General features: G+C 45.4%; 22 protein-coding genes. 8 read left to right on the plus strand and 14 right to left on the minus strand.

Annotated features, from left to right (window positions below; translation table 11 throughout):
- Positions 1–78: 78 nt before the first annotated feature.
- Entirely contained in the window at positions 79–1,068 is a 990-nt protein-coding gene (locus MKY98_RS20520; RefSeq protein WP_029518322.1) for a YhcN/YlaJ family sporulation lipoprotein, read from the minus strand.
- Positions 1,069–1,262: 194 nt separating this feature from the next.
- On the opposite strand from MKY98_RS20520, the gene MKY98_RS20525 reads away from it, so the two are divergent.
- Positions 1,263–2,840: an esterase/lipase family protein gene (locus MKY98_RS20525; RefSeq protein WP_029518321.1), complete on the plus strand. Its 1,578-nt coding sequence runs from the start codon at positions 1,263–1,265 to the stop codon at positions 2,838–2,840.
- A 72-nt stretch (positions 2,841–2,912) separates the two neighbouring features.
- Here the strand turns inward: MKY98_RS20525 and MKY98_RS20530 are convergent, their stop codons facing one another.
- The 3 genes from MKY98_RS20530 to MKY98_RS20540 are packed head-to-tail and all read right to left on the minus strand — an operon-like array spanning position 2,913 to position 4,168.
- On the minus strand, positions 2,913–3,572 hold the full coding sequence (locus tag MKY98_RS20530) for a hypothetical protein (protein WP_039272637.1): 660 nt from the start codon (positions 3,570–3,572) through the stop codon (positions 2,913–2,915).
- Between the two features lie 54 nt (positions 3,573–3,626).
- A complete protein-coding gene (locus tag MKY98_RS27095; protein WP_080658658.1) occupies positions 3,627–3,869 on the minus strand; it encodes a helix-turn-helix domain-containing protein in 243 nt (80 codons plus the stop codon).
- Positions 3,812–4,168, minus strand: a complete 357-nt coding sequence (locus MKY98_RS20540; RefSeq protein WP_029518319.1) for a hypothetical protein — start codon at positions 4,166–4,168, stop codon at positions 3,812–3,814. Before MKY98_RS20540 ends, MKY98_RS27095 begins: the two co-directional genes overlap by 58 nt.
- Positions 4,169–4,360: 192 nt before the next feature.
- On the opposite strand from MKY98_RS20540, the gene MKY98_RS20545 reads away from it, so the two are divergent.
- Positions 4,361–4,558: a YvrJ family protein gene (locus tag MKY98_RS20545; protein WP_230585117.1), complete on the plus strand. Its 198-nt coding sequence runs from the start codon at positions 4,361–4,363 to the stop codon at positions 4,556–4,558.
- A gap of 75 nt (positions 4,559–4,633) precedes the next feature.
- Here MKY98_RS20545 and MKY98_RS20550 read toward each other — a convergent pair whose 3' ends face one another.
- Genes MKY98_RS20550 through MKY98_RS20565 form a run of 4 tightly spaced genes read right to left on the minus strand, consistent with a single transcriptional unit; the run spans position 4,634 to position 8,800 of the window.
- Positions 4,634–5,572 carry a DUF4340 domain-containing protein gene (locus MKY98_RS20550; protein ID WP_069011012.1) on the minus strand — a complete coding sequence of 313 codons (939 nt, stop codon included), beginning with the start codon at positions 5,570–5,572 and terminating at the stop codon, positions 4,634–4,636.
- Positions 5,569–6,960, minus strand: a complete 1,392-nt coding sequence (locus MKY98_RS20555) for a GldG family protein (protein WP_069011011.1) — start codon at positions 6,958–6,960, stop codon at positions 5,569–5,571. Before MKY98_RS20555 ends, MKY98_RS20550 begins: the two co-directional genes overlap by 4 nt.
- A 5-nt stretch (positions 6,961–6,965) precedes the next feature.
- A complete protein-coding gene (locus MKY98_RS20560) occupies positions 6,966–7,688 on the minus strand; it encodes an ABC transporter permease (protein ID WP_029518315.1) in 723 nt (240 codons plus the stop codon).
- A complete protein-coding gene (locus MKY98_RS20565; RefSeq protein ID WP_256026054.1) occupies positions 7,685–8,800 on the minus strand; it encodes an ABC transporter ATP-binding protein in 1,116 nt (371 codons plus the stop codon). Before MKY98_RS20565 ends, MKY98_RS20560 begins: the two co-directional genes overlap by 4 nt.
- Positions 8,801–9,242: 442 nt before the next feature.
- Between MKY98_RS20565 and MKY98_RS20570 the strand changes: the two genes are divergently transcribed.
- From MKY98_RS20570 to MKY98_RS20585, 4 genes are all read left to right on the plus strand, one after another.
- On the plus strand, positions 9,243–10,463 hold the full coding sequence (locus tag MKY98_RS20570; protein WP_208332639.1) for an NTTRR-F1 domain: 1,221 nt from the start codon (positions 9,243–9,245) through the stop codon (positions 10,461–10,463).
- Between the two features lie 192 nt (positions 10,464–10,655).
- Positions 10,656–11,747, plus strand: coding sequence for a glycosyltransferase (locus tag MKY98_RS20575; protein ID WP_069012659.1), 1,092 nt, complete (start codon positions 10,656–10,658; stop codon positions 11,745–11,747).
- A 58-nt stretch (positions 11,748–11,805) separates the two neighbouring features.
- Positions 11,806–12,900, plus strand: coding sequence for a tetratricopeptide repeat-containing glycosyltransferase (locus MKY98_RS20580; protein ID WP_069012658.1), 1,095 nt, complete (start codon positions 11,806–11,808; stop codon positions 12,898–12,900).
- Positions 12,901–12,951: 51 nt separating this feature from the next.
- A complete protein-coding gene (locus tag MKY98_RS20585) occupies positions 12,952–14,046 on the plus strand; it encodes a glycosyltransferase family 4 protein (protein ID WP_029518310.1) in 1,095 nt (364 codons plus the stop codon).
- Positions 14,047–14,137: 91 nt separating this feature from the next.
- Here MKY98_RS20585 and MKY98_RS20590 read toward each other — a convergent pair whose 3' ends face one another.
- Genes MKY98_RS20590 through MKY98_RS20605 form a run of 4 tightly spaced genes read right to left on the minus strand, consistent with a single transcriptional unit; the run spans position 14,138 to position 19,466 of the window.
- Positions 14,138–15,991 carry a beta-glucoside-specific PTS transporter subunit IIABC gene (locus tag MKY98_RS20590; protein WP_069012668.1) on the minus strand — a complete coding sequence of 618 codons (1,854 nt, stop codon included), beginning with the start codon at positions 15,989–15,991 and terminating at the stop codon, positions 14,138–14,140.
- Positions 15,992–15,996: 5 nt separating this feature from the next.
- Positions 15,997–17,106: an ethanolamine utilization protein EutH gene (gene eutH, locus MKY98_RS20595; protein ID WP_029518308.1), complete on the minus strand. Its 1,110-nt coding sequence runs from the start codon at positions 17,104–17,106 to the stop codon at positions 15,997–15,999.
- Positions 17,107–17,117: 11 nt separating this feature from the next.
- On the minus strand, positions 17,118–18,152 hold the full coding sequence (locus tag MKY98_RS20600) for a Gfo/Idh/MocA family protein (protein WP_029518307.1): 1,035 nt from the start codon (positions 18,150–18,152) through the stop codon (positions 17,118–17,120).
- 33 nt (positions 18,153–18,185) lie between these two features.
- Complete coding sequence (locus MKY98_RS20605; RefSeq protein ID WP_069012657.1) at positions 18,186–19,466, minus strand: apiosidase-like domain-containing protein; 1,281 nt, start codon at positions 19,464–19,466, stop codon at positions 18,186–18,188.
- 244 nt (positions 19,467–19,710) lie between these two features.
- Here MKY98_RS20605 and MKY98_RS20610 point away from each other — a divergent pair, with 244 nt between their 5' ends.
- Both MKY98_RS20610 and MKY98_RS20615 read left to right on the plus strand, forming a co-directional pair.
- Complete coding sequence (locus MKY98_RS20610; RefSeq protein WP_069012656.1) at positions 19,711–20,739, plus strand: LacI family DNA-binding transcriptional regulator; 1,029 nt, start codon at positions 19,711–19,713, stop codon at positions 20,737–20,739.
- 56 nt (positions 20,740–20,795) lie between these two features.
- The gene (locus MKY98_RS20615) at positions 20,796–21,014 is read left to right on the plus strand and encodes a DUF5316 family protein (protein ID WP_069012655.1); all 219 of its coding nucleotides are present in this window, start codon (positions 20,796–20,798) and stop codon (positions 21,012–21,014) included.
- A gap of 62 nt (positions 21,015–21,076) precedes the next feature.
- Here MKY98_RS20615 and MKY98_RS20620 read toward each other — a convergent pair whose 3' ends face one another.
- Both MKY98_RS20620 and MKY98_RS20625 read right to left on the minus strand, forming a co-directional pair.
- Entirely contained in the window at positions 21,077–21,982 is a 906-nt protein-coding gene (locus tag MKY98_RS20620; protein ID WP_029518304.1) for an NAD(P)/FAD-dependent oxidoreductase, read from the minus strand.
- A gap of 114 nt (positions 21,983–22,096) precedes the next feature.
- Positions 22,097–22,495 carry an Rrf2 family transcriptional regulator gene (locus tag MKY98_RS20625; RefSeq protein WP_029518303.1) on the minus strand — a complete coding sequence of 133 codons (399 nt, stop codon included), beginning with the start codon at positions 22,493–22,495 and terminating at the stop codon, positions 22,097–22,099.
- Positions 22,496–22,618 lie beyond the last annotated feature (123 nt).

Genomic DNA, 22,618 nt, shown 5'->3' on the forward strand with positions numbered 1-22,618 from the left:
AACTAAAGAGCTATCCACCAGCGTATTCGCTGAGATGGATAGCTCTTTCTTTGGCATTGCACAATTATAGGGTTTGAATTAGCGATGATTCATCGGGGCAGGGGTATGATTTTGTGGACGTGTGGGTGCTGTATTATTCATTGGACGGTTTGTATCAGCCGCCGAGGTCGGGAATACACGTTCAATTACATCCATCATACCATTGCTCAAGCCTCTAATCGGATGACCATTTTGCACACTGTGTGTAAAGTCAGTGGCTTGTTTGACAAAGTCCGGGTTAGCGGATACATGTACCTGTTCAATCGAAGGTGCAAATTGCTTCACTTTATTCGCGATACGGCTCTTGACTGCATCACTTGGTTCATATGCAGTTCTTGCTCCCTCGATTGTGGTGTTTCCGTTATCTGTGCGATTGTTGTTGTCCGTTAAGCCACGCAACATACCGTACGATCCTGTACCCATCGTACCAAATAAACCGTCATCACGACGCGCAGGTGTTCCATTCCCGGTAACTCCATTGTCTGTCATTCCAGGCGTTGTAGTATCCGTAGTACGGTTTCCTCTAGTGCCATTAACGCCATTCACACTCGGTACATTCCCGTTACGTCCAGTACTGTTTGCACTTGGAGTACCGTCAATACTTGGAGCACCGACACCTGTTCCGTTGGCTTGGTCTTTCAAGGAAACGGCTACATAGGCATGTCGTTCACCGACCAGCACTGTCGCAGACTTTACATCCGGCATCTCGGATATACGTTTGGACAAATTGCGATCGACTTGCAGATTACGGACTGGATGTCCGGTTCGGTTGCCATTTTCATTCAATGACATCCCGTCCATACCATTCGACTTAACCCCATAACGATTCACACCATCCATACCATTACGGTTCACACCATCCAAGCCATAACGATTCACTCCATCCATATGGTGCGTGCTTTGTGCGTTATAGCGGGTAGCGTTCGTGCGGACGTTATGATTCGCAGTCCCACATCCTGTCAAAGTAGCCATGCTTGCAAGTAAAGCAGCAGAAATCGTCAAACTAATGACCTTCTTAGTTCCTGGCATGAACTCATCCTCCATACATATAAAATGTGTGACGAGATTATCATGCGCCATGGATCATGGGGATATCCTGACTAAAAAATGACTAAAAAAATAAAATTTTAATGTAAATATGAAATACAATTGATGATTTACCACAAGATGGCATGTATAATAAGCTTGAAAAATACTTTATTTTACAAAGGAGGATTTTCAGTTTGAAAAAGATCACTGTTTTAATGCTCATTTTTTTGTTATCAATAACTCTTGTCCCCGTCGGCGCTTTTGCAGGTTCCACTACCCCCCAACCCCCGAAAGATCCCGCTGGAAGCTGGGTAGAAGGCCCATCACCTAATCGCGTTGATCCTACCAAGCCAGCACTTTTGTTCGTACATGGTTTGAACAGTAGTGCTGAAGTCTGGACCAAGAATAATAACGATATGCTTCAGCGTGCACGTGACGCCGGATACCAGACAGCCACCATTAATCTGTACGATACAAATGGCACCTCCCAAGATATGTGGGACAATGGTAAGCTTCTGGCCGACAAAATTAAGGTCATCAGTAATCACTTTGGAAAAAAACTTATCGTTATCGCCCACAGCAAAGGTGGAGTGGATACTCAAACCGCTCTCGTATATAACGGAGCCGCTCCCTATGTACAACGTGTCATCACCCTCAGCAGTCCTCATCATGGCTCACAACTTGCAGATCTCGCCTACAGTAGCTGGGCCGGATGGCTGGCAGATATCGTCGGCTCACAAAATCCTGGTACCTCCACTTTACAAACATCTTATATGAAGTATTTCCGATCCAAGACCGATGCACTCAGTAATGCGACTACAATTCCATTCTTCACGTTTGCTGGTGATAACTGGTCTGGCGGCACTGCTTCCTACATAATGGGCGGACTTTACCTCTCATCCTTTGGTAAGAATGATGGAGTGGTCACAGTCGACAACGCTAAGCTTCCCGGCGGACGTGTAGTTAAAGTCGGATCTTGGGATCATGCCAAGGTTCGTACCGGCTCCTACGTTTTCTCCCTGATCCAACCCTACCTCCAAGCAAACACTCCAGCATTGAATCAGGAAACTGAAGCACTTTCAGCATCTTCCCTGACTGCTTCTGCTGTACAAGCCACCTATAGCGAGATCGACAATTCATACTTTATTCGAGGCGGCGATTATAATGGACAAGCCTCAGAAACCCTCACTGTTGAAAATGGTGTCAAATCCATTGATCTGGACTGGATCAGCGATAAACGTGTGAGTCAGCTGGAACTAACCAAGCCTGACGGTACTAGTGAAATTATTAATCTGAAAGCAGGCTATGATGACGATATTTTTGCTGGTGCCTGGCATCATAACGCCGTCATTCAAAATCCAAAACCGGGCACCTATAAACTGAACGTCACAGTTCCTGATCAAGGAGCGTATCTCCTGATTGCACGTTACCAGGCTGTTCAAGTTCCTGAACTGAAATACAATCTGAATGCAGTGGGTCCGAAGCTAAACCTGAAAACACAGGATTCCCCGGACAGCGTGACACAAGTCACCTACCAAGTTCAATATTATGGTGATCCGCAGCAAGGAGTCACTTCTGCACCTAAAGGTTTGACGGCACAGCAAAAAACGGTTAAACCTAACGGGCAAATTGAGCTATCCAAAGCGGACAAGCCCGGCATCTATTCTGTAACCTATGAAATTAGCGGCACCACAGAGGCAGGTTATCCGTACCGCCGTACAGCTGTTCAATCCATTTATATTGATGCAGACGGCAACAAGTATGCCGACTAAATAAATCTACAGCCTAAAAAGCCTGCGAATCCCTATTAAGTTGGGGCATTTGCAGGCTTTTTTTCATTGTGTTCAATCTGTTGTCTGATTCCTCAGCTTATGAAGCCAATAGTAGCGGTGTAAATCCATAATAAAATGAAAAAGAACAAATGCCAGCATGGAGTATACACTGATCAATACTGTGGCAACTAATTGTTGTGTAGCAAATCCGAGGGAAACATTCGCTATCAGATAACCAGCCCCAGTAAATGTGGTGATCGTCACTACAGGCGCTCTCTTGTTTTTTTTCTTAACTTTTGGTTTCTTCTTATGTTTTGAAGGATCTTTGAATTTCGCCAAATTATATTTTATAAAGTAATACAAAGCGACTCCATAAAGGGCAAAAGAACCTATAAAATACCATGAAGTATCCAGACCCAACATGCCATAAGCAAACTTTTGTGTCATGATCATGAAGCCCATAGAACAAATCAAACCAAATACACCACGGAATAAAATGTAATTCAATTGCAATTTGCGTGGCATGATGACCAGTACTAGAGCCCAAATGTTTATCAAAACAATCGGTGGCAACAGTACATACACGTAAACTGCAATGTATGGATTTCCCACTAAGGGGATAACCAGAAACAGATCTAACAGTAATAAAACAAGAATGATGACATTGGAACGAATACTGTTGACTGGGTACATCTTCATACTTTTCTCAAAAGAAGCCCTGTTATCAATCATAAACTTATAAGCCCTCCGTTAAATAAGTAAACCTACGGATAAGGATAGCCAAGGCTATATCCATTGTCCACTTTTCACTGTCTTTAACTCTTGTCGCAGTTCTTCTATAAAATCAGTCACAATGCTTTGGACAGCATCTTCACGGGACATACGAATATATCGACTGGTCTTTTGAATGTCTTCCTCGAACAATTGAAGTATCCTATACATGGCCTCCTGATCTCCACTTTGTACTAATTTTAGCAATTGGACGAACTCAGCATCCGAAATAACTCTTTCAGCATTTTCTTTTTCCATTTATTCACCGCCTGTTGGGATAGCTTTAACTCTTTTGCAATCTGTGCTTCGGTTTTATCTAGTATGTAAAGGTCAAAGATGATCATTTTTCCGATCTCAGAAGATAGAGAGTTGATAAGCTGTAATGTGTACATATGAGAGTTTGAAGATTCTGTAAAAGATGGGGCACTGACGGATTCGTTCTTTTCCATTACAAATTCATGATTGGTTTGTACCCGAGCACGATACTGGATTCTCCAGGCAATGCGGTACAGCTTCTTTCGATATTGTTCTACCAATGTTAGCTGAGACTGATCCATTGTAAATCACCCTTTCTCTTTGGATTTGACTTTTTCTAATCCTCATACTATAGGGTAATTTCCAAACCTATTTTACAACCAAAAACAGAACATTTGTTCTTATTTATTATACTATTTTTACAATCGGTTGTATATGGTTCGTTTAATTTACCTTCCTTTATATATGGCTAAAAAGGAGGGAATACATTGCAAATGGATGATGCTCTTTCTCTGGTTACCAACGTAGGCTTTCCGGCTGGACTTTGTTTTATTTTGTTGCGGCACATCCTGCACACGATGGAGGAAAAGCTGGATAAGCTGGACGTCTCACTTCATGAGCTGATTCAAGTAATCCAAGATTTAAACGACACTAACAACTCTTCTTCCAAAAGCAGCAAACCTGACGAATAACAAACACAAAGAAGCTCCAGACGACGATCATCCGCCGTTGGAGCCTCTTTGTGCAGCTAATTTAATTACTAATGGTTATTTTCCAGCCTGAGCTTGGTCGTGGGCATTCTGTTCAGTACGGTTCACGTCAGATACTGACAGACCATAAGCCCAGTTACTTTGTGGCGGTACAACCCATACGGTATCTGGATCATCTTTAAGCGTCCAGCCCTGATAGACCAGCTGGGAATCATCCTTACCCAGCGATACACTTAGCGTAAAGCGGTGGACAGGCTTGCTCAGCTCAGAGGCTTTGCGCAAGGCCTGACTGCTGGCCAGGTTTTTGATCTGCTGCGAGAGGGAAGTCGCCGTGTCGCTGGCTACTGACTTTCCGTTCAGCGTCCAAGATGTGGAGGCACTGTCTCCGGTCCCGCTGTTACCGGAGGATTTGAGCATCCATGAAGCATTTTGGCCTTCCCACTCTATTCCGCTCAGCTTGGTATCGTCCCAATCGAACGGCGTTGTATCTATAAAATCTTCAGCACCCAGCAATAACCCTGAAAGAGTATCTATAGGTACAGAAGCTATCTCTTTTTTGTCTGATAATACATAAACAGCATCTCCGGAAGGCAACGTTTCACCGAAAGCAAAGGTACGAACGTCACCCTGCTTGGTCTTAATCTCAATCTGATCATGGGTAGCGGAGATCCCATATTTGGCTACGTCTGTAGGGGAAGATTCCACCACTTCACCCAACTTTACATTTTGAATCGCCGCTAGCCAATGGTCTATTGTATATTGGTTTAGCGGGTAAGTCCGTGGCTTGCTCATACTCCATTGGCCATCATGTTGTTCTAGTTCCACCGACTTGCCGTCCTTTCCAGTGATTGCGAAAGACGTAATATTCTCTTGCGTAAGCTGAATCAGCTGACGAGCAGCCGGCGCTTGTTCATAAAAAAAGTTTTGGCTCTTTGCATAGATTATACCCGCTCCCAATACAACTAACAGCAGCACTGTGGGTATCCATTTTCTCATGCTCTTCTTCGCCTCCACCATAATAAGATTCCGATGACCGCGAACAGCAACGGCAATCCGATGACAGATATGGTCAATATCGTTTTCGCTTGTGCAGGAGTCAAGTAAGCTACCTTATAATCCTGCTCCTGACGAGGACGAATAGTGAGCCCATCAGAATGCTCCTGCACATAATTCAGACTGTTCAGCACAAAGTCTCGATTGCCTCCTGTGCCGATCTCAGTGTCGCTTAAGAGGGCAGACGTTCCGAGAATAACGGCTTTGGGCTTGCCGTCTTTCCCTTCTACCGCATAACCGAGATCCAGCGGCCCCTGCGGGTCCTTGTCATCCTTCTGTGTTTCGTTGTTCAGCAGACCTTGGATATTCGTTTCACCATAGCTAGCTCCAGAAGATTTCATCAAAAGCGTCGTCTTCCAATCCTTCTGCTCTCCTGCCTGCAAAGCAATAGACAATGAAAGAACAGGGTACAGATTGGAAGCCGCCAACTTATCGGTGATCGCATGACTGCCGAAGGTAGGAACCGTCCATAGCGGTCCAAGTGTATTCGTCTGTTCTTGATCCACCACGATGGCATGAGTGTCCTTCACTCCATAATCAGCCGCTAATGCATCAAGGTTTTTCCAATCGGACCCCATGTTCGGGTGAAAGCCTAGTGCCATAAAAAGCTTTCCGCCACCATTCAGATACGTACGAATACTCTTCAGTTCTGTTGCACTGATATCACGTTCTGGTCCAACAATAGCCAATACAGACGCATCTTTGGGTACACTACCCGCCTGATTGAGCTGAACTTCCTCTGTTTTCACATTATCTTGTGACAGTGAGCTACTTAATTCAGTCATTTGGGACAATGGGATTTCCTCATGTCCAGTTAGAAAGGCCACTTTTCCTTGACGGGTAGATGATAATCCCAACAATCCACTCGTCAGCTTTTCTTCCCCCGTAAATTGGTATGCCCCTTCACCACTCACCTCAGCTTGCGTAAATAGACTCCCAATATCTATAACCCGTTTCTTCTCCCCCTGCACCAACACAATAGACGCTGCAGTAATACCATATTGCTTGGCCAGTATCGGTTCCTGATTCAGATCGTATTGCTCGACCTTGAGCTTGCTGTTACGCTTGGCGTATTCATTCAGCATATCCGTAACATCCCGGTTCAGCTTCTGATTTTGCGAGGTGGATACGGTAAAGGCAATCAATCGTACGTCTTCCTTTACATCCTGGATGGTCGTCAACGTTTGGTCAGACAGCGTATACTGCTTCCCTGCCGTCAGATCCAGTTGAAAGCCACCCAGCGAACGCAGAAATAACGTCAATAAAATAAAAATCCCTACAGCAGCAATCGATAGTACCACACTATTGGTATGACCCAGCCATTTTTTCATATTCATTACCTCCACCGTTTCCGTTCAACCACTTGGATGCTGAATAGCAAAAAGAGTACCGCCACCGTCACGTAGTACATCACATCGGCTCCATTCAGCAATCCTTTGGTGAAACTGTCAAACCGTGCGGTTAGTGAAAAAGGTTCCAGCCATTGCTGTACCGCCGCAGATGCACCCGTCTGTCCACCAAACGAATCCAGCATCCAGAACACAAGTAAAATAATAAAACTGACGACCGCTGACATCATCTGATGCTGTGAAAGCGTCGAAGCGAATAAGCCGATCGCCATCATGGCTGCGCCAAGCATAAACAGACCGATCACAGATGTTAATACCAGCGTCCAATCCAGCGACCCATAAAAGGACATCACGACCGGATACGCTAGACTGCACAGCACTAATATGAGCAACATGCCCAACGACGCTAAAAATTTACCCACGATCATTTCCGTCACACTCACAGGTGAGGTAAGCAGCAGTTCATCCGTACCTTGCCTGAATTCCTCCGCAACCAGCCTCATCGTGAGCAATGGGACGACGAACACCAGCATGGACAAGGTGTCACCGAGTACCAGCCGATAGTCCAGAATGCTTGGCTGATACATAACAAAATTGGTATAAAAAAGTAACCCCGTCAGCAGCATGTACACTGCAAGCGCAAAATAGGTCGTTGGTGTCCACAGATAGGCTTGCAGCTCTTTTTGACAAACCGCGAACAAACGCCTCATGACCGATTACCTCCTGTATCCTTATCTTCTTCGGCCTTATCGTCCCCGGACGCAGCATCTCCATGCTCCACCGTGATAGCCGTAGGGGCTGCATTCTTCGAGGAATGTAGGTCTTGTACTGCTGGATCGTCGACCTGACCTTCTTCCGTCTCGCGTGTCGTTAACTGCTGGAAGATATTTTCCAAGCTAAGGCTTTCTTTTTTCATCTCCAAAATCGGAAGCTTCGCATCAGACAGCACATGAAATAGTTCTTCGCGAAAATCCTCACCGGAGGCTCCTGTGAGTAGCAATCCAGTCATATCTGACTCTGCGGCACTTAGCTCCGTGTTCGCTGAAGGCAGCGTGGTCGCCATAGATTCAACCTCTACTTTTCCCCAAGTACGAAGGACATCCATCACCTGCTCACGCTTGCCTTTAACCTCTACCTTCACCTTGAATCCATCTTCCATCGAACCGCCGAGCGTGTCAGGGCGCCCATCCATGACCAGTTTCCCTTCATGAATGATGAGAACACGATTGCATAACGCATCCACCTCAGGCAATATATGTGTGCTAAGCAATACCGTATGATTTTCGCCAATCTCCTGAATGAGCTGACGAATCTCCAAAATCTGATTGGGGTCCAAACCCGAGGTCGGTTCATCGAGCACCAGTAAATCCGGGTTATGAATAATCGCACCTGCCAGTCCCAAGCGCTGTTTATACCCTTTGGACAAACTGCGGACTAATTGTTTTTCCCGCCCATTCAGTCCTAGCCTGGAAATCATCTCCGAAATACGCAGCTTCTGCTCTCTCGCAGGCACGTCACGAATACTAGCTACAAACTTCAAATAGGATCTTACGGACATATCCTCATACAAAGGGGGCGTCTCCGGCAGATAACCGATTTTGGAACGGGCCAGTCTACCCTTATCCTGAATCGGGATACCATCAATCGTAACCACTCCCTCGTTGGGTTGAAGATACCCTGTAATCATGCGCATCGTCGTCGTTTTACCCGCACCATTCGGCCCCAGGAAACCAACAATTTCACCGCGCTGCATTTCAAAATCAAGCTTATGTACACCCCGGTTGCCCTCATACCACTTGCTCACCTGCTGTACTTTGAGCACATGTTCCACCCTTTCCTTTATCGTATTGACAAATCATATCGAACTACACACACATATCAAAAAAACTCCATAGCGATAGATTTGGACGACCAAATCAATCTTTGGGCGAGCGCTCTCATCCTACTACTCTCCCACCTAAAATGTTGCATGAGTAGCGGGTAGCAGTGGAGCGGAGGGTTTGGAGCTGGAGAAGCACCAGCGATCGGAAGCCCAAAGCCTTCGCGAAACGGTCTCTCCTCGCCTCATGCTACACTTTTAAACTCTAATGATACCCCCCCACATATAACTCCAGCTTAACGTCACATAAATAGAAGCTTAAAATAATGTGTCTAAAATGTGAACATGGAAATGCGCATCTGCCCTCGTAAACTTGTACGGTTCGCCACGGCGTGGATTCGCATCTACTATCATTACAACGTGTGAAGGGAGTGTATAAAAAACGATGACCGTACTATTTACCAATCTAGTTAATAACGGCGACTTCGAGACTGGATCTACCCTTTTTTGGAACGCTGCAAATGTGACCGTCACTAACTTATCCGTAAAAAAGACAAACTTTTATAGTGCGATCCTGACAGGAGGCGCAGTAGATGCATCTCTTTCCCAGGTCGTTTTTGCTGCACCAGGCGAAAGCTATACATTAAGCCTCTCAGCTGCAAAAATAGGAAGCCTGTCCAGTCCTCAAGTTAACATTTTTCTGTATTACTATGACGCAACCTTTAGCTTCCTTAGCACGGGGCTGACTACCTATTTGAGCGCAGGCACATTGCCAGACGCTGTGAACGGAACATGGCAAAGCCTGTATGAAGTAACAGCTCCTGTTCCAGCCAACGCAGCCTTTGCCTTTTTGGTTATTAGTAAAAATGCCTTGGCTAACACTGCTGATGTAGCCATTGATTCTATTGCTCTTGTTAAAGCAAGTGCAGCTGGAGCTGTGGGCCCAGCCGGACCTGCCGGGCCTACGGGTGCTACAGGGCCTGCGGGTGCCACAGGCGCTACAGGCGTTAGCGGACCTGTCGGACCTACGGGTGCCACGGGTGACACTGGTGTTACCGGACCTGTTGGGCCTACGGGTGCCACGGGTGACACTGGTGTTACCGGACCTGTTGGGCCTACGGGCGCCACGGGCGACACCGGTGTTACCGGACCTGTTGGGCCTACGGGCGCCACGGGCGACACCGGTGTTACCGGACCTGTTGGGCCTACGGGTGCCACGGGCGATACAGGTGCTACTGGACCTGTCGGACCTACAGGCGCCACGGGTGATACAGGTGCTACTGGACCTGTCGGACCTACAGGGGCCACGGGTGACACTGGTGTTACCGGACCTGTCGGGCCTACGGGTGCCACGGGTGATACAGGTGCTACTGGACCTGTCGGACCTACAGGCGCCACGGGTGACACAGGTGTTACCGGACCTGTCGGGTCTACGGGTGCCACCGGCTTTACCGGACCTGCTGGACCTATCGGGCCTGTCGGACCTATTGGCGACACAGGCGCTACGGGACCCGCTGGACCAACAGGGCCGACTGGACCTACCGGACCGTTTGGCCTTGGATTTACTGGCCCGATTGGACCAACAGGAGACACTGGTCCACAAGGACCGATTGGACCTACCGGACCTACGGGGCCAACTGGACCTACAGGGCCTACCGGACTCTAACGTTCTTTTTTCTACCACATTATATTTAAGCGACGTACCATACCTTATCGACAAAGCCGCACAGCCCGTTTAGGCTTTGTCATCCTTGCCCTGCCGCGATTGCGGCAGGGCTTCTATAATCAGACCTCTTGATAAATAAAGCTTTATGTTCGACCTGAATCCTTAGAAGGTTCCCAAAGGAGTGGTACTCAATTGATCAGTATCAGCCTGTGCATGATCGTCAAAAATGATCAAAATACTATTGGCCGTTGCCTGGAATCGATCCATCCTATTATGGATGAAATCAACATCGTGGACACGGGTTCACAGGATCAGACCATTGACATATGTCGCAACTTTACAGATCGAATTTTTCCATTTGAATGGGTAGATCATTTTGCCCTTGCACGTAACTATTCGTTTGAACAAGCTACGCAGGAATACATTCTCTGGCTGGATGCCGATGATATTTTGAAGGAACAGGACGCCGTCAAGCTGCTTGAGCTGAAGCAAACCCTTGATTCCTCAGCCACACCAATCGTGGATTCCGTGTCTATGAATTATCACTATGCCTTTGATGATCATGGCAATGTCACCCTACATTTTCGTCGAAACCGCTTAGTTAGAAGGTCAGCCGGGTTCCGTTGGCACGGAGCCGTGCATGAGTACCTCGCCGTAAACGGGAATATTCAACATGCCGATATCGCCATAACTCACACTAGAACACACACGGTCTCTCCAGGACGAAACCTGCGAATCTATGAGAAATTGCTCGCCCAAGGTCATGCCTTCTCTCCTCGTGACCTCTACTATTACGCTAACGAGTTAAGAGACAATAAAAGATATGAGCAGGCTGTGCAGGTTTACCAGGATTTTCTGGATACTGGACAATGCTGGGCAGAGGACGCGATTAGTGCATGTAGCAAAATGGCTGATTGTCTACAACAGCTTGGCAAGCTGGAGCAAAGCATTACGGCGGCTCTCCATAGTTTGACCTTCGATACGCCCAGGGCTGATCTGTGCTGTCGGATGGGTCATTATTTTTTGCATAAAAATGAGATCTCCAAAGCTATTTACTGGTACGACATGGCTACCACTCTGAATCCTCCCGACACGATGGGCCCGGTACAAGACGCGTACCAAACGTGGTTTCCTCATATCCAGCTATGCATTTGCCATTTTCGGATGAAGGATTACACACGTGCGAATTGGCACAACGAGCAAGCTGCCATTTACATTCCCAACGACCCGTACGTCCTGCATAATCGACAGTTCTTCAGCCCAATCCTGAATCCTCCCCAATAAAAATGTCCCACACACTCACCCCTTAATCTTTAAGTAAGTCAAAGGAGGAGCAAGCGGAATGCAACAATCGAATCGGTACAAAATAGCTGTCTATGCCATTAGCAAAAATGAAGCCCGATTCGCCAAACGCTGGATGCACACCATGCGTGAAGCCGATGTTGTCATTGTAGCGGACACCGGCTCTACAGACGATACTGTTTCCCTGCTACACGAAGCGGGTGCAGAGGTGCATCGTATAGAGGTAACTCCTTGGCGTTTTGACAAAGCTCGCAATGAGTCCCTACGGCTGGTCCCTGATGATATAGATATTTGTGTCTGTACGGATCTGGACGAAGTCTGGGAGGAGGGTTGGCGGTCGCGGCTGGAACGCAACTGGAAGGAAGGAACTACCCGGATGCTATATGCCTTTACACATGGACAGCCTGGGCAAGATACCGTTTATACATGGTTCTGGAAAGAAAAAATACACACTCGTCACGGGTACCGCTGGGTACGCCCAGTTCACGAGGTGCTTGAATATATCGGAGAGGGTAAAGAACGCAACATCCGATCAGACCAGCTCCGCTTGTATCATGATCCCGATCCGCACAAGTCCCGCAGCCAATACCTTCCACTGCTGGAGCAGTCTGTGCGCGAGTTTCCCGAGGATGACCGCAACATGCATTACTTGGGGCGGGAATATATGTATCATGGCCGTTGGGACGAGTGCATTGCTACGCTGCAACAACATCTTGCCATGCCGCAGGCACGCTGGGCAGATGAACGCAGTGCTTCGATGCGCTTTATTTCTAGAGCCTATAAAGCAAGTGAACAATGGCAAGAGGCAACACGTTGGTTATACCGGGCTATTGCGGAAGCACCGTATTTACGTGAACCTTACACGGAAATGGCTCAGCTGGCCTATCATACGCGGAACTGGCCCGCCGTCTATCATATGGTTGAAGAAGCGCTGCAAATTTCTACACGACCGGATACGTACATGCAAGAGGATTTTTGCTGGGACGCCACGCTGTATGATCTTGGTGCCCTCGCTTGCTACGAGTTAGGCCTTTTACACAAAGCATGTGAATTTGCGAAAGAAGCAACAGAACGCTCCCCGGAAGATTCTCGCCTCAGTCATAATTATGCGCTAATTCAATCCAGGCTTCCATAGAAACCCACACCCCGTCCTGTTGGTTGAATAACTTGGTATTAGAGCTTGTGGTTGGCAAAGGAGGTTATTGAGATCAAAGTTCTATTTACTTTTTATATACCCAGCGGCGGCGTAGAAACCTTGAACCGCCAGCGTTGTAAAGCGCTCATTCAGGACGGGATCGAATGTCATCTTCTCTATTATCAGCAGGGTACAGGGATGCAAAACCTGCACGGCGATATTCCAGTGTTCACGACTTCCTCTGAAGAAGAAATTCGAAAGCTGGTGGAGACTCATCGCTACGATGCAATTATCGTCTCTTCGGACTACCCTATGCTCCCCAGATTGCGAATGTTGGGCTATCAGGGGATATTGATCTATGAATCGCAGGGCTTTGGCCCTCACGAAGAAGCGGCTTGGGTTGTTGCAGATGCAGTTCCGTATCTTCAAAATTACGCCGATGCAGTGCTCCTACCAGATACGACTCATTTAGTGAATCTTTTCTCCACCATGTGTCCATGGCTTAATCGCTATGTGTTTCCAAACGTGCTGGATACCAGCGTATTTAATTATGTACCTAACACTCCTCCAACTAATCCGGTTATTGCCTGGGTTGGACGGCTAGAGCCCAACAAGAACTGGAGGCATTTTGTCGATATTTCTTACTGGATGCTGCAAAACCGTGCGGATCTTCGAATCTGGATGTTTTATGATGAAACATTGTCACAGCCGGAGGATAAAATACAATTCGAAAAAATGCTTACTCAGCTTGGCATGTCCTCCATTATCGAGCGTTTTAAAAGCGTACCTCATGCCAATATGCCCCTGTATTACTCCATGATTGGCGACTCAGGCGGCTACTTGCTATCGACCTCATTGGTGGAGGGATTCGGCTATGCAGTTGCTGAGGCGATGGCCTGTCGTTGCCCGGTATTAAGCTCTGATTCAGACGGAGTACGAGCATTCATTGACCACAACGAAACCGGTAAATTTTATCAGCAGGGGGACATCTTGCAGGCGATACTGCAAGGACTAGACCTGATGAACAACGTACCTCAACGCGAATCTATCCGCAAGAAAGGACTGGCGCGAATCGTTAACCTGTTGGCACCGGATAAATATGTGCGTTCCTTCAGACAGATGATGAACACGCTAGGTGTGAGGTAATTAAAAAAAAAGCTGACGACAACCCTTTTTATATACGGGGCATCGTCAGCTTTATCTTGCCTTTTTTATTATTGAATATTGGAATTGGAATCTATCTAATCTTTAGTAAGCGGTCTCCTGCATGAATATCCTTGGAATCTTCAACTAAAATATCCGTGTACACGGCTGTATTGGTTACAATGACGGATGTGGTAATATCATATCCGTCATCCTCTATAGCTTTGGGATCGAATTCAACCAGCTTGTCCCCTTTTTGAATCGTATCTCCTTCAGACACAAAGGAAGTGAAATGTTTTCCCTTCAAGCTGACCGTATTAATTCCAATGTGAATGAGCAGTTCAACTCCATCCTCAGAGATCAGTCCAATCGCATGTTTTGTTTTGAAAACGGTAACAACAGTTCCGTTAAAAGGTGCGTAAGCTACTCCTTCTCGGGGGATAATTGCGGCTCCCTGACCCATCGCACCACTGGAGAAAGCTTCATCTTTCACTGTGGTTAAAGGAATCAATTGACCATGTAGAGGACTGAATATCGTTTTTTCTTCTTCTTTGTTTTCATCTGCAACCTTAATTTCAGACGCAGATTGTGCATTTTTATAACCGATAAGATAGGTCAGAATAAATGCGACTACAAAAGCTACAACCAAAGATATAATAAAGCCGATGAAGCCTGCATCCATGCCTTTTGGATTAATGAATAGAGGTATACCAAAAATACCGCCTGAGGCAAATCCATATGCCGTTGAGCCGAGTAAGCCTGCTGCAGCTCCTCCTATACCTCCAGCAATCGAGGCTAAAATAAACGGTTTTTTGGTGGGGAGCGTAACCCCGTAAATAGCTGGTTCAGTAACCCCCATCAAACCCGCAATTGTGGCAGAAGTGGCGATGGGTTTTAATTTAGGGTCCCGTGATTTCAAAGCAATGGCAAAAGCTGCACCTGTTTGGGCAAACGTAGTACAGAACAACATACCGTTAATCGGATCAAACCCGTTCGTAACTACATTATTCAAGAGAATTGGAATAAACGCCCAATGGAGACCAAAGATAATAATAGCCTGCCAGAATCCGGCCAGAACGAGACCAGCTACAGCCGGACTTAACTGGTAAATCCACATAGAGCCTTTGGCTAACCCATCGCTGATAATAGTTGCGATCGGTCCGACAACCAGAAAAACAATCGGTGATATGATGACCAAGGTCAGAAAAGGAACAATGAACATTTTAATGGAAGCAGGTGCAAACTTGCTTATCATTTTTTCGACCTTAGCTGCCAAGAACGCCCCAATAATGATAGGTATAACAGAAGAAGTATAATTAATTAGAACGACAGGTATGGTCAAAAAGGACAGCGCCGTTTTATCCGTAAAGGCCGAAGTAATGGTCGGATACACCAAGGCGGCCCCCAAAACAGCGGACAGGTACGGGTTTCCTCCAAACTTTTTACCTGCTGAAAACCCTAGAATAACCGGAAAGAAATAAAACATAGCGTCCGCTGTCGCATATAAAATTTTATACGTGCCCATCTGATCCGTCATCCAGCCCAGGGATGTGCATAAGGCCAATAGTCCTTTTAGAATCCCCACAGCAGCGAGCACACCCACAACGGGCATGAACACACCTGAAATGACATCGACAAATCGACTGAATAGGCTCGCTTTTTCATTTTTTTGATCGTCTTCAACCATCTGATCTCCATGCTTTACTCCCATGGTATCCAAAAGAGCTTCGTATACTTTGGGAACCTCATTCCCGATGACCACCTGAAATTGGCCACCACTTTCTACAACGGTAATGACACCGTCAATCTGCTTGATCTTTTCTTTATCTGGCAATTGATTATCCTTCAGTTTGAATCTCAATCGAGTGACACAGTGAATGACACTGTTCACATTTTCATTTCCGCCCACGGCTCTCAACACTTCTTTGGCTGTTTTTTTATGATCCATCATGTTCACTCCTTCTTGGATGCGCTTTCTATTTTTCTATTCGTAGTAGCTGGATGTGCAATAACTGCGACAATTACGGCACTAATCCCGCCTGTAAGTTTTCCCACGATCATGGCAATCACCATATTCTTGTCCATTCCAGCTACAAAGCCAAGATGTCCTCCGAGAACGAAAGATCCACTGACAGCAAAGGCAATACTGATCACTTTTCCTCTGGGCTCCATCTCTTTAACTAAAGTGAAGGTAGGAATATTATGAGCAAGACTAGCCACAAGACCCGCAGTAGCCGATGGATCTATGTTTAGCAAACGTCCTGCCCGTTGAAGCGGATTTTTAAATATTTTTGTAATCCAAGCAACCAACGGAAACGCACCAGCCAATACAATAGCAATCGTTCCAACCGTTTGCACACCGACAGACAACGGAGCCATATTGGGAATAATCACAAATCCAGTTAAGGTTTCGACCCCAATCGCTGCCAAACCGACAAGGGATAGAAGCCTAATGCCGTTACCAAACCACTTGAACCATCGGATCGTATACTCCGTAAATAGACGTAAACCCAGCATAATGATTATTGAAAGAAGCATGGGAATGATCAGATTTTTTAAAATCATAATCACGTCAAATCCGGCGATCATTCCCCCTATGAAACAGCCAACGGGAATGGTACTAATACCGATCAAGATACCTTTTGCAAAATATGGATGATCCCCTTTTTCCAAAATGCCGAGGGCAACCGGAATCGTAAATACGAGCGTTGGGCCAAACATGGTCCCTAGAAAAACCCATGAAAACACGCCCGCTTGCTGGCTGTGCGCCATTTCTGCCGCAAGTGCGTATCCCCCCATATCTACCGCCAATATCGTATTAGCAAAGGATGCCGGATCGGCACCCATTGCCACATATAACGGTGAAACAATGGGGATCAACCACGCGGCCAGTACAGGGGCCAAGGAAACAATCCCTATCATGACCAGAGCAAGAGAGCCCATGGTCATAAACCCATTGTTGAAGGCTTGTCCCAAACCCCAGCGATTTCCCAAACATTGATCCAATGCACCCAACACTAAAAAAAGAGCGATAACATACATCACAATATCGTTAATGGACATCCTGTTGCCTCTTAATACACATGAACTTTATGATTTTCTGCGCTGTCATAGGTGTCGAATACAAGCTGAAGGGTCTTGATATTGTCGTGACCACTCGTTTGAAATTCTTTTCCCGTGTTGAGGCAATCTATAAAATGAGCCTGTAGCTTTTTATGGCTTTCCTCATAGTTTAATTCAGTCTTTTCAACCAATACTTTTTCGACTCCCTGATTATTAATGAGACATAATTTACCTGTGTTGTACAGTTTTAGGGTAGCCTCATCGCCTTCAATCACCAGTTGTTCTTTATGATCGGGAAGAACCTGTTCCGACAGCTGCCCATCCAGTTCCCTGCGAGTCGCCCAGCTCATGTCCATAAGACCGAAATAATGTTCATAACCTAACATGATAATGCCCGTGTCTTCTCCTTGTGTGTATGGACTGACCCGCTTGGTTTCCGCATACAAACGCCGAGGTTCACCGAATAAGAAACGCCAAGTATCCAGCCAATGAACTCCCATTTCATAAAACAAAAGCTTGGGCATATCTCTGAAAAATGGCTGCGGCAGCTCTTTTTCCGGAGCAAACCTCGGTGAATAAAAATCGGTATGCGTATAACGTATAACATTCATATTTCCAACGATATTCTCTGCCAGCAATTTTTTTATAATTTGAAAAGGTTCAAGCCAACGCCAATTTTCTGTCACCATAAGTCTGACTCCTGCTGCTTCAGCAATACTTACTATCTGCTCAGCTTCCTCAACAGAACGGGCAAAAGGTTTTTGGCACATAATATGTTTTCCGGCTGCGGCCGCCAGTCGAACCAGTTCCAGATGTGTCTCAGGAGGTGTAATGATGTCCACGACATCAATATCCGCTTCGCTTAGCATCTCCTCCAGGCTGGTATAACAATATTCAGTAGGTACATGGAATTGATCTGCTTTTTCAAAAAGTAAGCCTTTATTTCGATCACAAAATCCTTTGATTTCTGCATCCGAGATAAACTGCCATGCTTTGATATGTTTCTCCGACCAATATCCCGTTCCAATAACGCCGATTTTCCACATGTTGCTTCACTCCATCCACATTCTTCTCTGTTTTTATTTCGTTCCGATGATTACAACATCACTTTCAAAGCTGTGCATGTCTAGCACCGATTGATCCTTTTGGACGGACACGTCGGTTTGAGCAAACCGCTTCCCGGCTAAATCAATCGTTGTAAACTTGTATTCCTGCACGTTGATACTTAGTCGTACCTTTGTGTTAACCGGGACATACAACACAATGGTATTCTCGTTCCCCGCAGCTCTGATTTCCTCTGTCTTGTTTAAAACAATATCCAACGGCTTTACGCCAATCAGGTTGTACATTTCAAACAGATATTTAATAAAGGAATAATCCCATGCGCCCTCAAATTGCAATGCAGTTCTCCAATCATAGGGACTATCGAATCCTTCCCCTTCTACAATGCCGAATTTCTTTCCTTTCTTGTGCCAGCTCCAAATGCCATGCGCTCCGTAGGTAATGCCCGCACCCCCGCCTGCAAGGAGGCTTTGCCATGCCGCTTTTCTGGCATCCAGTGCTGTGTATCTGCCATACACATTGCGGCTGTAACTAATTTGTTCATAACATGGCTCTCCATTAATGACAGGCCGTATATCCGGCTTATAATAGAAATGTTGAGCAATCTCATGGGCTACATGTTGGAACTCGGAATTATGTCCTGATTGATACATATAGAATCCAAGACCCTGGTGTTTCTCAAAGGCTGGAGGAATTTCTCTCAATCTTCCTTGAATATGCAGCGTAGTTAAGCTTGCAGGGCTTAATTGTTGTACAATATCCAGTGCTTTTAAATAATAGGAATTGGCACGTTCGGTCGGAAAATCACTATCCCCGCTAATCAGAAAAATAGGATCAAATGGAGAAAAACGGTTTACCACGTACGTTACATAGGGTTCAACGCATTCAAACGGCATTTTATTACCTTTTTGGAACATCTCAGCCCATGTATCCGGCACATAGTTACACCACAACAGAACCAGTGCTGGAACAAATCCACGCTCTGTAGCCATCTTCAACATGATTTCTGCCCGGTCAAAATAAGCTTCGTTTAATGTATGGTAGTCGAAATCCCCATTTTCCATTAATGCAAACGGCTGTAGATTCAGATCCGATTCACTTGCGTCCCATTGTCGGAGTATGTTGATTTGCAACACATTGAAACCTTGCATCTTCCGATAGTCAAGATAATCGCTCCACTCCTCTATCGTCGCGTTGGTAAATACACTCCACACCGTATCTGCCAAATAAAAAAAAGGTTTTTCCTCTTTGGTAAAACTTCTTTGATTTTCAGCCATGTTTAAACTCAAATGAATCACCGTTCCTCTCTTGCTGTATGCGCAAAATTCTCTAAACAAAACTAAATAAAAAACTAAACTTATGTGTTTTTTACGTGAAATAAACTAAATTAGAGCGCTTTACACTTGAATATTAACATTATAAATTATAAAAGGTCAACGAATTTTTACTTTTAGTTATTTAGTTTAGTTTAGTTTATGAGCTAAACTTTCTTGCTGAGTAATGATATAATTTATGTAGTTTAGTTCAATAGGGGGTTCCACATTGAAAATTGATGATATTGCAAGGCTTGCAGGTGTTTCTAAATCTGCTGTTTCTCTTGCTTTTAATAACAAACCCGGAGTCAGTGAAGAAACCAAGGAGCACATTCTAAAAATAGCCCAAGAGCATGGATATAAACCACGCACCATGAAGACAAACAAGGAAGCCATTAAAAATCATCATGTGATTCGTTTTGTGGCCTGTAAAAATACAGACATCGTAACAGAGCACTATGATTCACTTCCATTTTTTAACGAATTAATTCATCATATTACCAATCAGGTGAGAGAACATGGAAACACCTTGATTTTTTCGTCTTTTGATAGCCATAGCCTCGAAGAAGAATTATCTGCTTTGGAAAAAGATCAGCCCTCTTCAGGCATACTTCTACTTGGCACCAATTTAACTTCCGAGATTATTCATTCCATACAATCCATTCATTCCAATATTGTTATTTTGGATACTTGCTTTGAACACGTCGATGCCAGTTTCGTATCTATTAATAACTATCTCGGTGGGTATCAGGCAGGCCAATATTTAATTCAGTCAGGACACAGAAAGATAGGATACGTACAATCCAGTACCAGAATTCTGAACTTTAAAAAACGAAAGGAAGGGTTTATGGCGGCTTTAGAGGAGCACAATCTTTCCATAGAAAATGGGCTTACATTTGATATGCATCCCATGCTTGTGATGTCACAGGACGCATTTAGAACAGCTATTCATGAATTGGACGAGCTACCTTCGGCCCTATTTTGCGAAAATGATTATATGGCGATCAGTGCCATTAAAACGTTTCAGGAAATGAACATTCGAGTGCCTGAACAAATTTCCATCATGGGCTTTGATAATATACATGAAGCGAAGGTCATTAGCCCGGAACTCACAACCATTCATGTGAAAAAGGATATTTTGGCCCGAACGGCTGTAAACTTGCTTATGGAGAGGCTTAACCATCATCAGGGGCATCATACTCAGGTTCTTGTGAATACAGAGGTTATTGAAAGAAGGTCTTGTTTAGTCACAGAATGACCTATGATATGGTGCACGAAATGGGGTAATAGAGAAGATAAGAATGGGGGATCATCATGATATATGATTATTTATGGTGGGCAGGTGCCGCATGCATAATACTGGCTATTATATTAAGTGGAACAGGGGTCAGCGGTGACCGCATGCGGGCTAACTTTTATGTTGAACAGGCAGCTGATCCCGAGGGGAAAGATAGAAAAAACAGATGGAAATGGTCCTTTATTTTTATGATCATTGGTTCATTATTGCTTACTCTCTCTATGATTTTAGAATAAAGCCGCCATATTGGCGGCCTTTTCTATTATCGGATTCCATATTGGACATTTCCAATTTCTCGTCATTCGTTGAAATCTTCCTCTGTCAAATCCATATTTACGCTCGCAGCAGTTCGACTGCCGTCGGCCGCGGCAAAAATCAACTGAGAAGGCATGAAGTACGATGAATCCCCAGCAGCATATACACCAGGTATGGAGGTTCTCCCCGCTTCATCCGTCTTGATCCCGCCCGACTCCGTTCTTTCACAGCCCAAATGTTCTCCAAACGGTGCACTTTGTACAAACTGGGGAGTCACGAAGCCGCCGATCCTCGGGACTTGAGTGCCATCCGTAAAGCGCACGTGCTCAAGCTTTCCATTGTGGCCGATGAACGCCGCAACAGGTTGCTCTATTACTACTATCCCCTTGGATTGAAGCCGTTCTTTTTGCTCGTCCGACAGGGATGCATGACCGTTCGTACAGACGATCAAATCCTTGCTCCAATTAAGGAGTAGTTTGGCTGTATGAAATATAGCCGCCGATTCAGAGACAAGGACAAGCGGTTGATCCCGCAGCTCCCAACCGTCGCAATAAGGGCAATTAAACAAACTTTTCCCGTATAACGGATAAAAACCTTCGATCTTGGGGAATATCTCCTTCACGCCCGTCGCTAATATCAATTTTCGCGCTTGAACGCGAAGGCCTGACGAATCAAACCCCTCAAATCCGGATACGTTTTTCATAATCGAAACAACCTCGGTTTGCAAATGATGAACAGACGGATAACGCAGCACTTCCTCATAAGCTACACGGCGGAACTCAGATGGCGTTACGCCATCTCTTGTAATAAAACCGTGCGACGCATGCGTAACCGCATTTCTGGGCCGATTATTATCAATCAAGGCCACACTTCTCCTTGCCCTGCCCAGCACGAGGGCTGCATTCAACCCAGCAGGCCCTCCGCCAATAATAGCGCAATCGTATAGCATAACACCCAACTCCTTTTAAAAGATATTAAAGACTCTTTATGTCTGCGATAGAACCAAAAAAACACCGTTTTACATAACTGGCAACCACCCTCTTTCTATATAAAATCGCTCACTTTACACTTGTGCTTGCTTTTGCGCCAAATCGACCAATTTCGTATTTTTTAGATGTCGTTCCATTTTCTCCTCTGCTTCCCTCATTACAGCTTGAATCAGGCACTCAGAACCGTGGACGAAATCACATTCAAACAAAGAATTCGTACCTTCAATGGCATGGATAATATCCAAAAAAGTAATGTCATCTTTATGACGGGATAGGCGATAGCCTCCATTGGCTCCAGAAACGGATTCGATCATTCCAGCCTTCACAAGCCTCGTCAAAATTTTTGAAAGATAAGTTGGTGAAACATTTTGGGATTCAGCCAGTTGCTGAACACCTACCGGCTTAACCGACGAATCAGTAACGAGCATGAGCATAGTGTGCAGAGCATAATTCGTTGCTTTTGTAAATTTCATAACTACACCTCAATCAAAGACTTATTGTATCTACTATATCGCCGAATCTGCGAGTGTGTCAAGATCATCTAGGATTCACGCTGTTGTCAACCCTTCTTTTGGTTACGCTCTAACCGTTGTATA

This window comes from Paenibacillus sp. FSL M8-0228 (genome assembly GCF_038007385.1).
Lineage (GTDB): Bacteria > Bacillota > Bacilli > Paenibacillales > Paenibacillaceae > Paenibacillus > Paenibacillus polymyxa_D.

Bases quoted from the DNA above. Each gene is read 5' to 3' on its own strand.
- MKY98_RS20580 (WP_069012658.1), top strand. From the start codon at position 11,806: ATGCAACAATCGAATCGGTACAAAATAGCTGTCTATGCCATTAGCAAA.
- MKY98_RS20570 (WP_208332639.1), top strand. From the start codon at position 9,243: ATGACCGTACTATTTACCAATCTAGTTAATAACGGCGACTTCGAGACT.
- MKY98_RS20530 (WP_039272637.1), bottom strand. From the start codon at position 3,572: ATGATTGATAACAGGGCTTCTTTTGAGAAAAGTATGAAGATGTACCCA.
- MKY98_RS20520 (WP_029518322.1), bottom strand. From the start codon at position 1,068: ATGCCAGGAACTAAGAAGGTCATTAGTTTGACGATTTCTGCTGCTTTA.
- MKY98_RS20590 (WP_069012668.1), bottom strand. From the start codon at position 15,991: ATGGATCATAAAAAAACAGCCAAAGAAGTGTTGAGAGCCGTGGGCGGA.
- MKY98_RS20615 (WP_069012655.1), top strand. From the start codon at position 20,796: ATGATATATGATTATTTATGGTGGGCAGGTGCCGCATGCATAATACTG.
- MKY98_RS20545 (WP_230585117.1), top strand. From the start codon at position 4,361: ATGGATGATGCTCTTTCTCTGGTTACCAACGTAGGCTTTCCGGCTGGA.
- MKY98_RS20560 (WP_029518315.1), bottom strand. From the start codon at position 7,688: ATGAGGCGTTTGTTCGCGGTTTGTCAAAAAGAGCTGCAAGCCTATCTG.
- MKY98_RS20555 (WP_069011011.1), bottom strand. From the start codon at position 6,960: ATGAAAAAATGGCTGGGTCATACCAATAGTGTGGTACTATCGATTGCT.
- MKY98_RS20625 (WP_029518303.1), bottom strand. From the start codon at position 22,495: ATGAAATTTACAAAAGCAACGAATTATGCTCTGCACACTATGCTCATG.
- MKY98_RS20620 (WP_029518304.1), bottom strand. From the start codon at position 21,982: ATGCTATACGATTGCGCTATTATTGGCGGAGGGCCTGCTGGGTTGAAT.
- MKY98_RS20550 (WP_069011012.1), bottom strand. From the start codon at position 5,572: ATGAGAAAATGGATACCCACAGTGCTGCTGTTAGTTGTATTGGGAGCG.
- MKY98_RS20540 (WP_029518319.1), bottom strand. From the start codon at position 4,168: ATGGATCAGTCTCAGCTAACATTGGTAGAACAATATCGAAAGAAGCTG.
- eutH (WP_029518308.1), bottom strand. From the start codon at position 17,106: ATGTCCATTAACGATATTGTGATGTATGTTATCGCTCTTTTTTTAGTG.
- MKY98_RS20600 (WP_029518307.1), bottom strand. From the start codon at position 18,152: ATGTGGAAAATCGGCGTTATTGGAACGGGATATTGGTCGGAGAAACAT.
- MKY98_RS27095 (WP_080658658.1), bottom strand. From the start codon at position 3,869: ATGGAAAAAGAAAATGCTGAAAGAGTTATTTCGGATGCTGAGTTCGTC.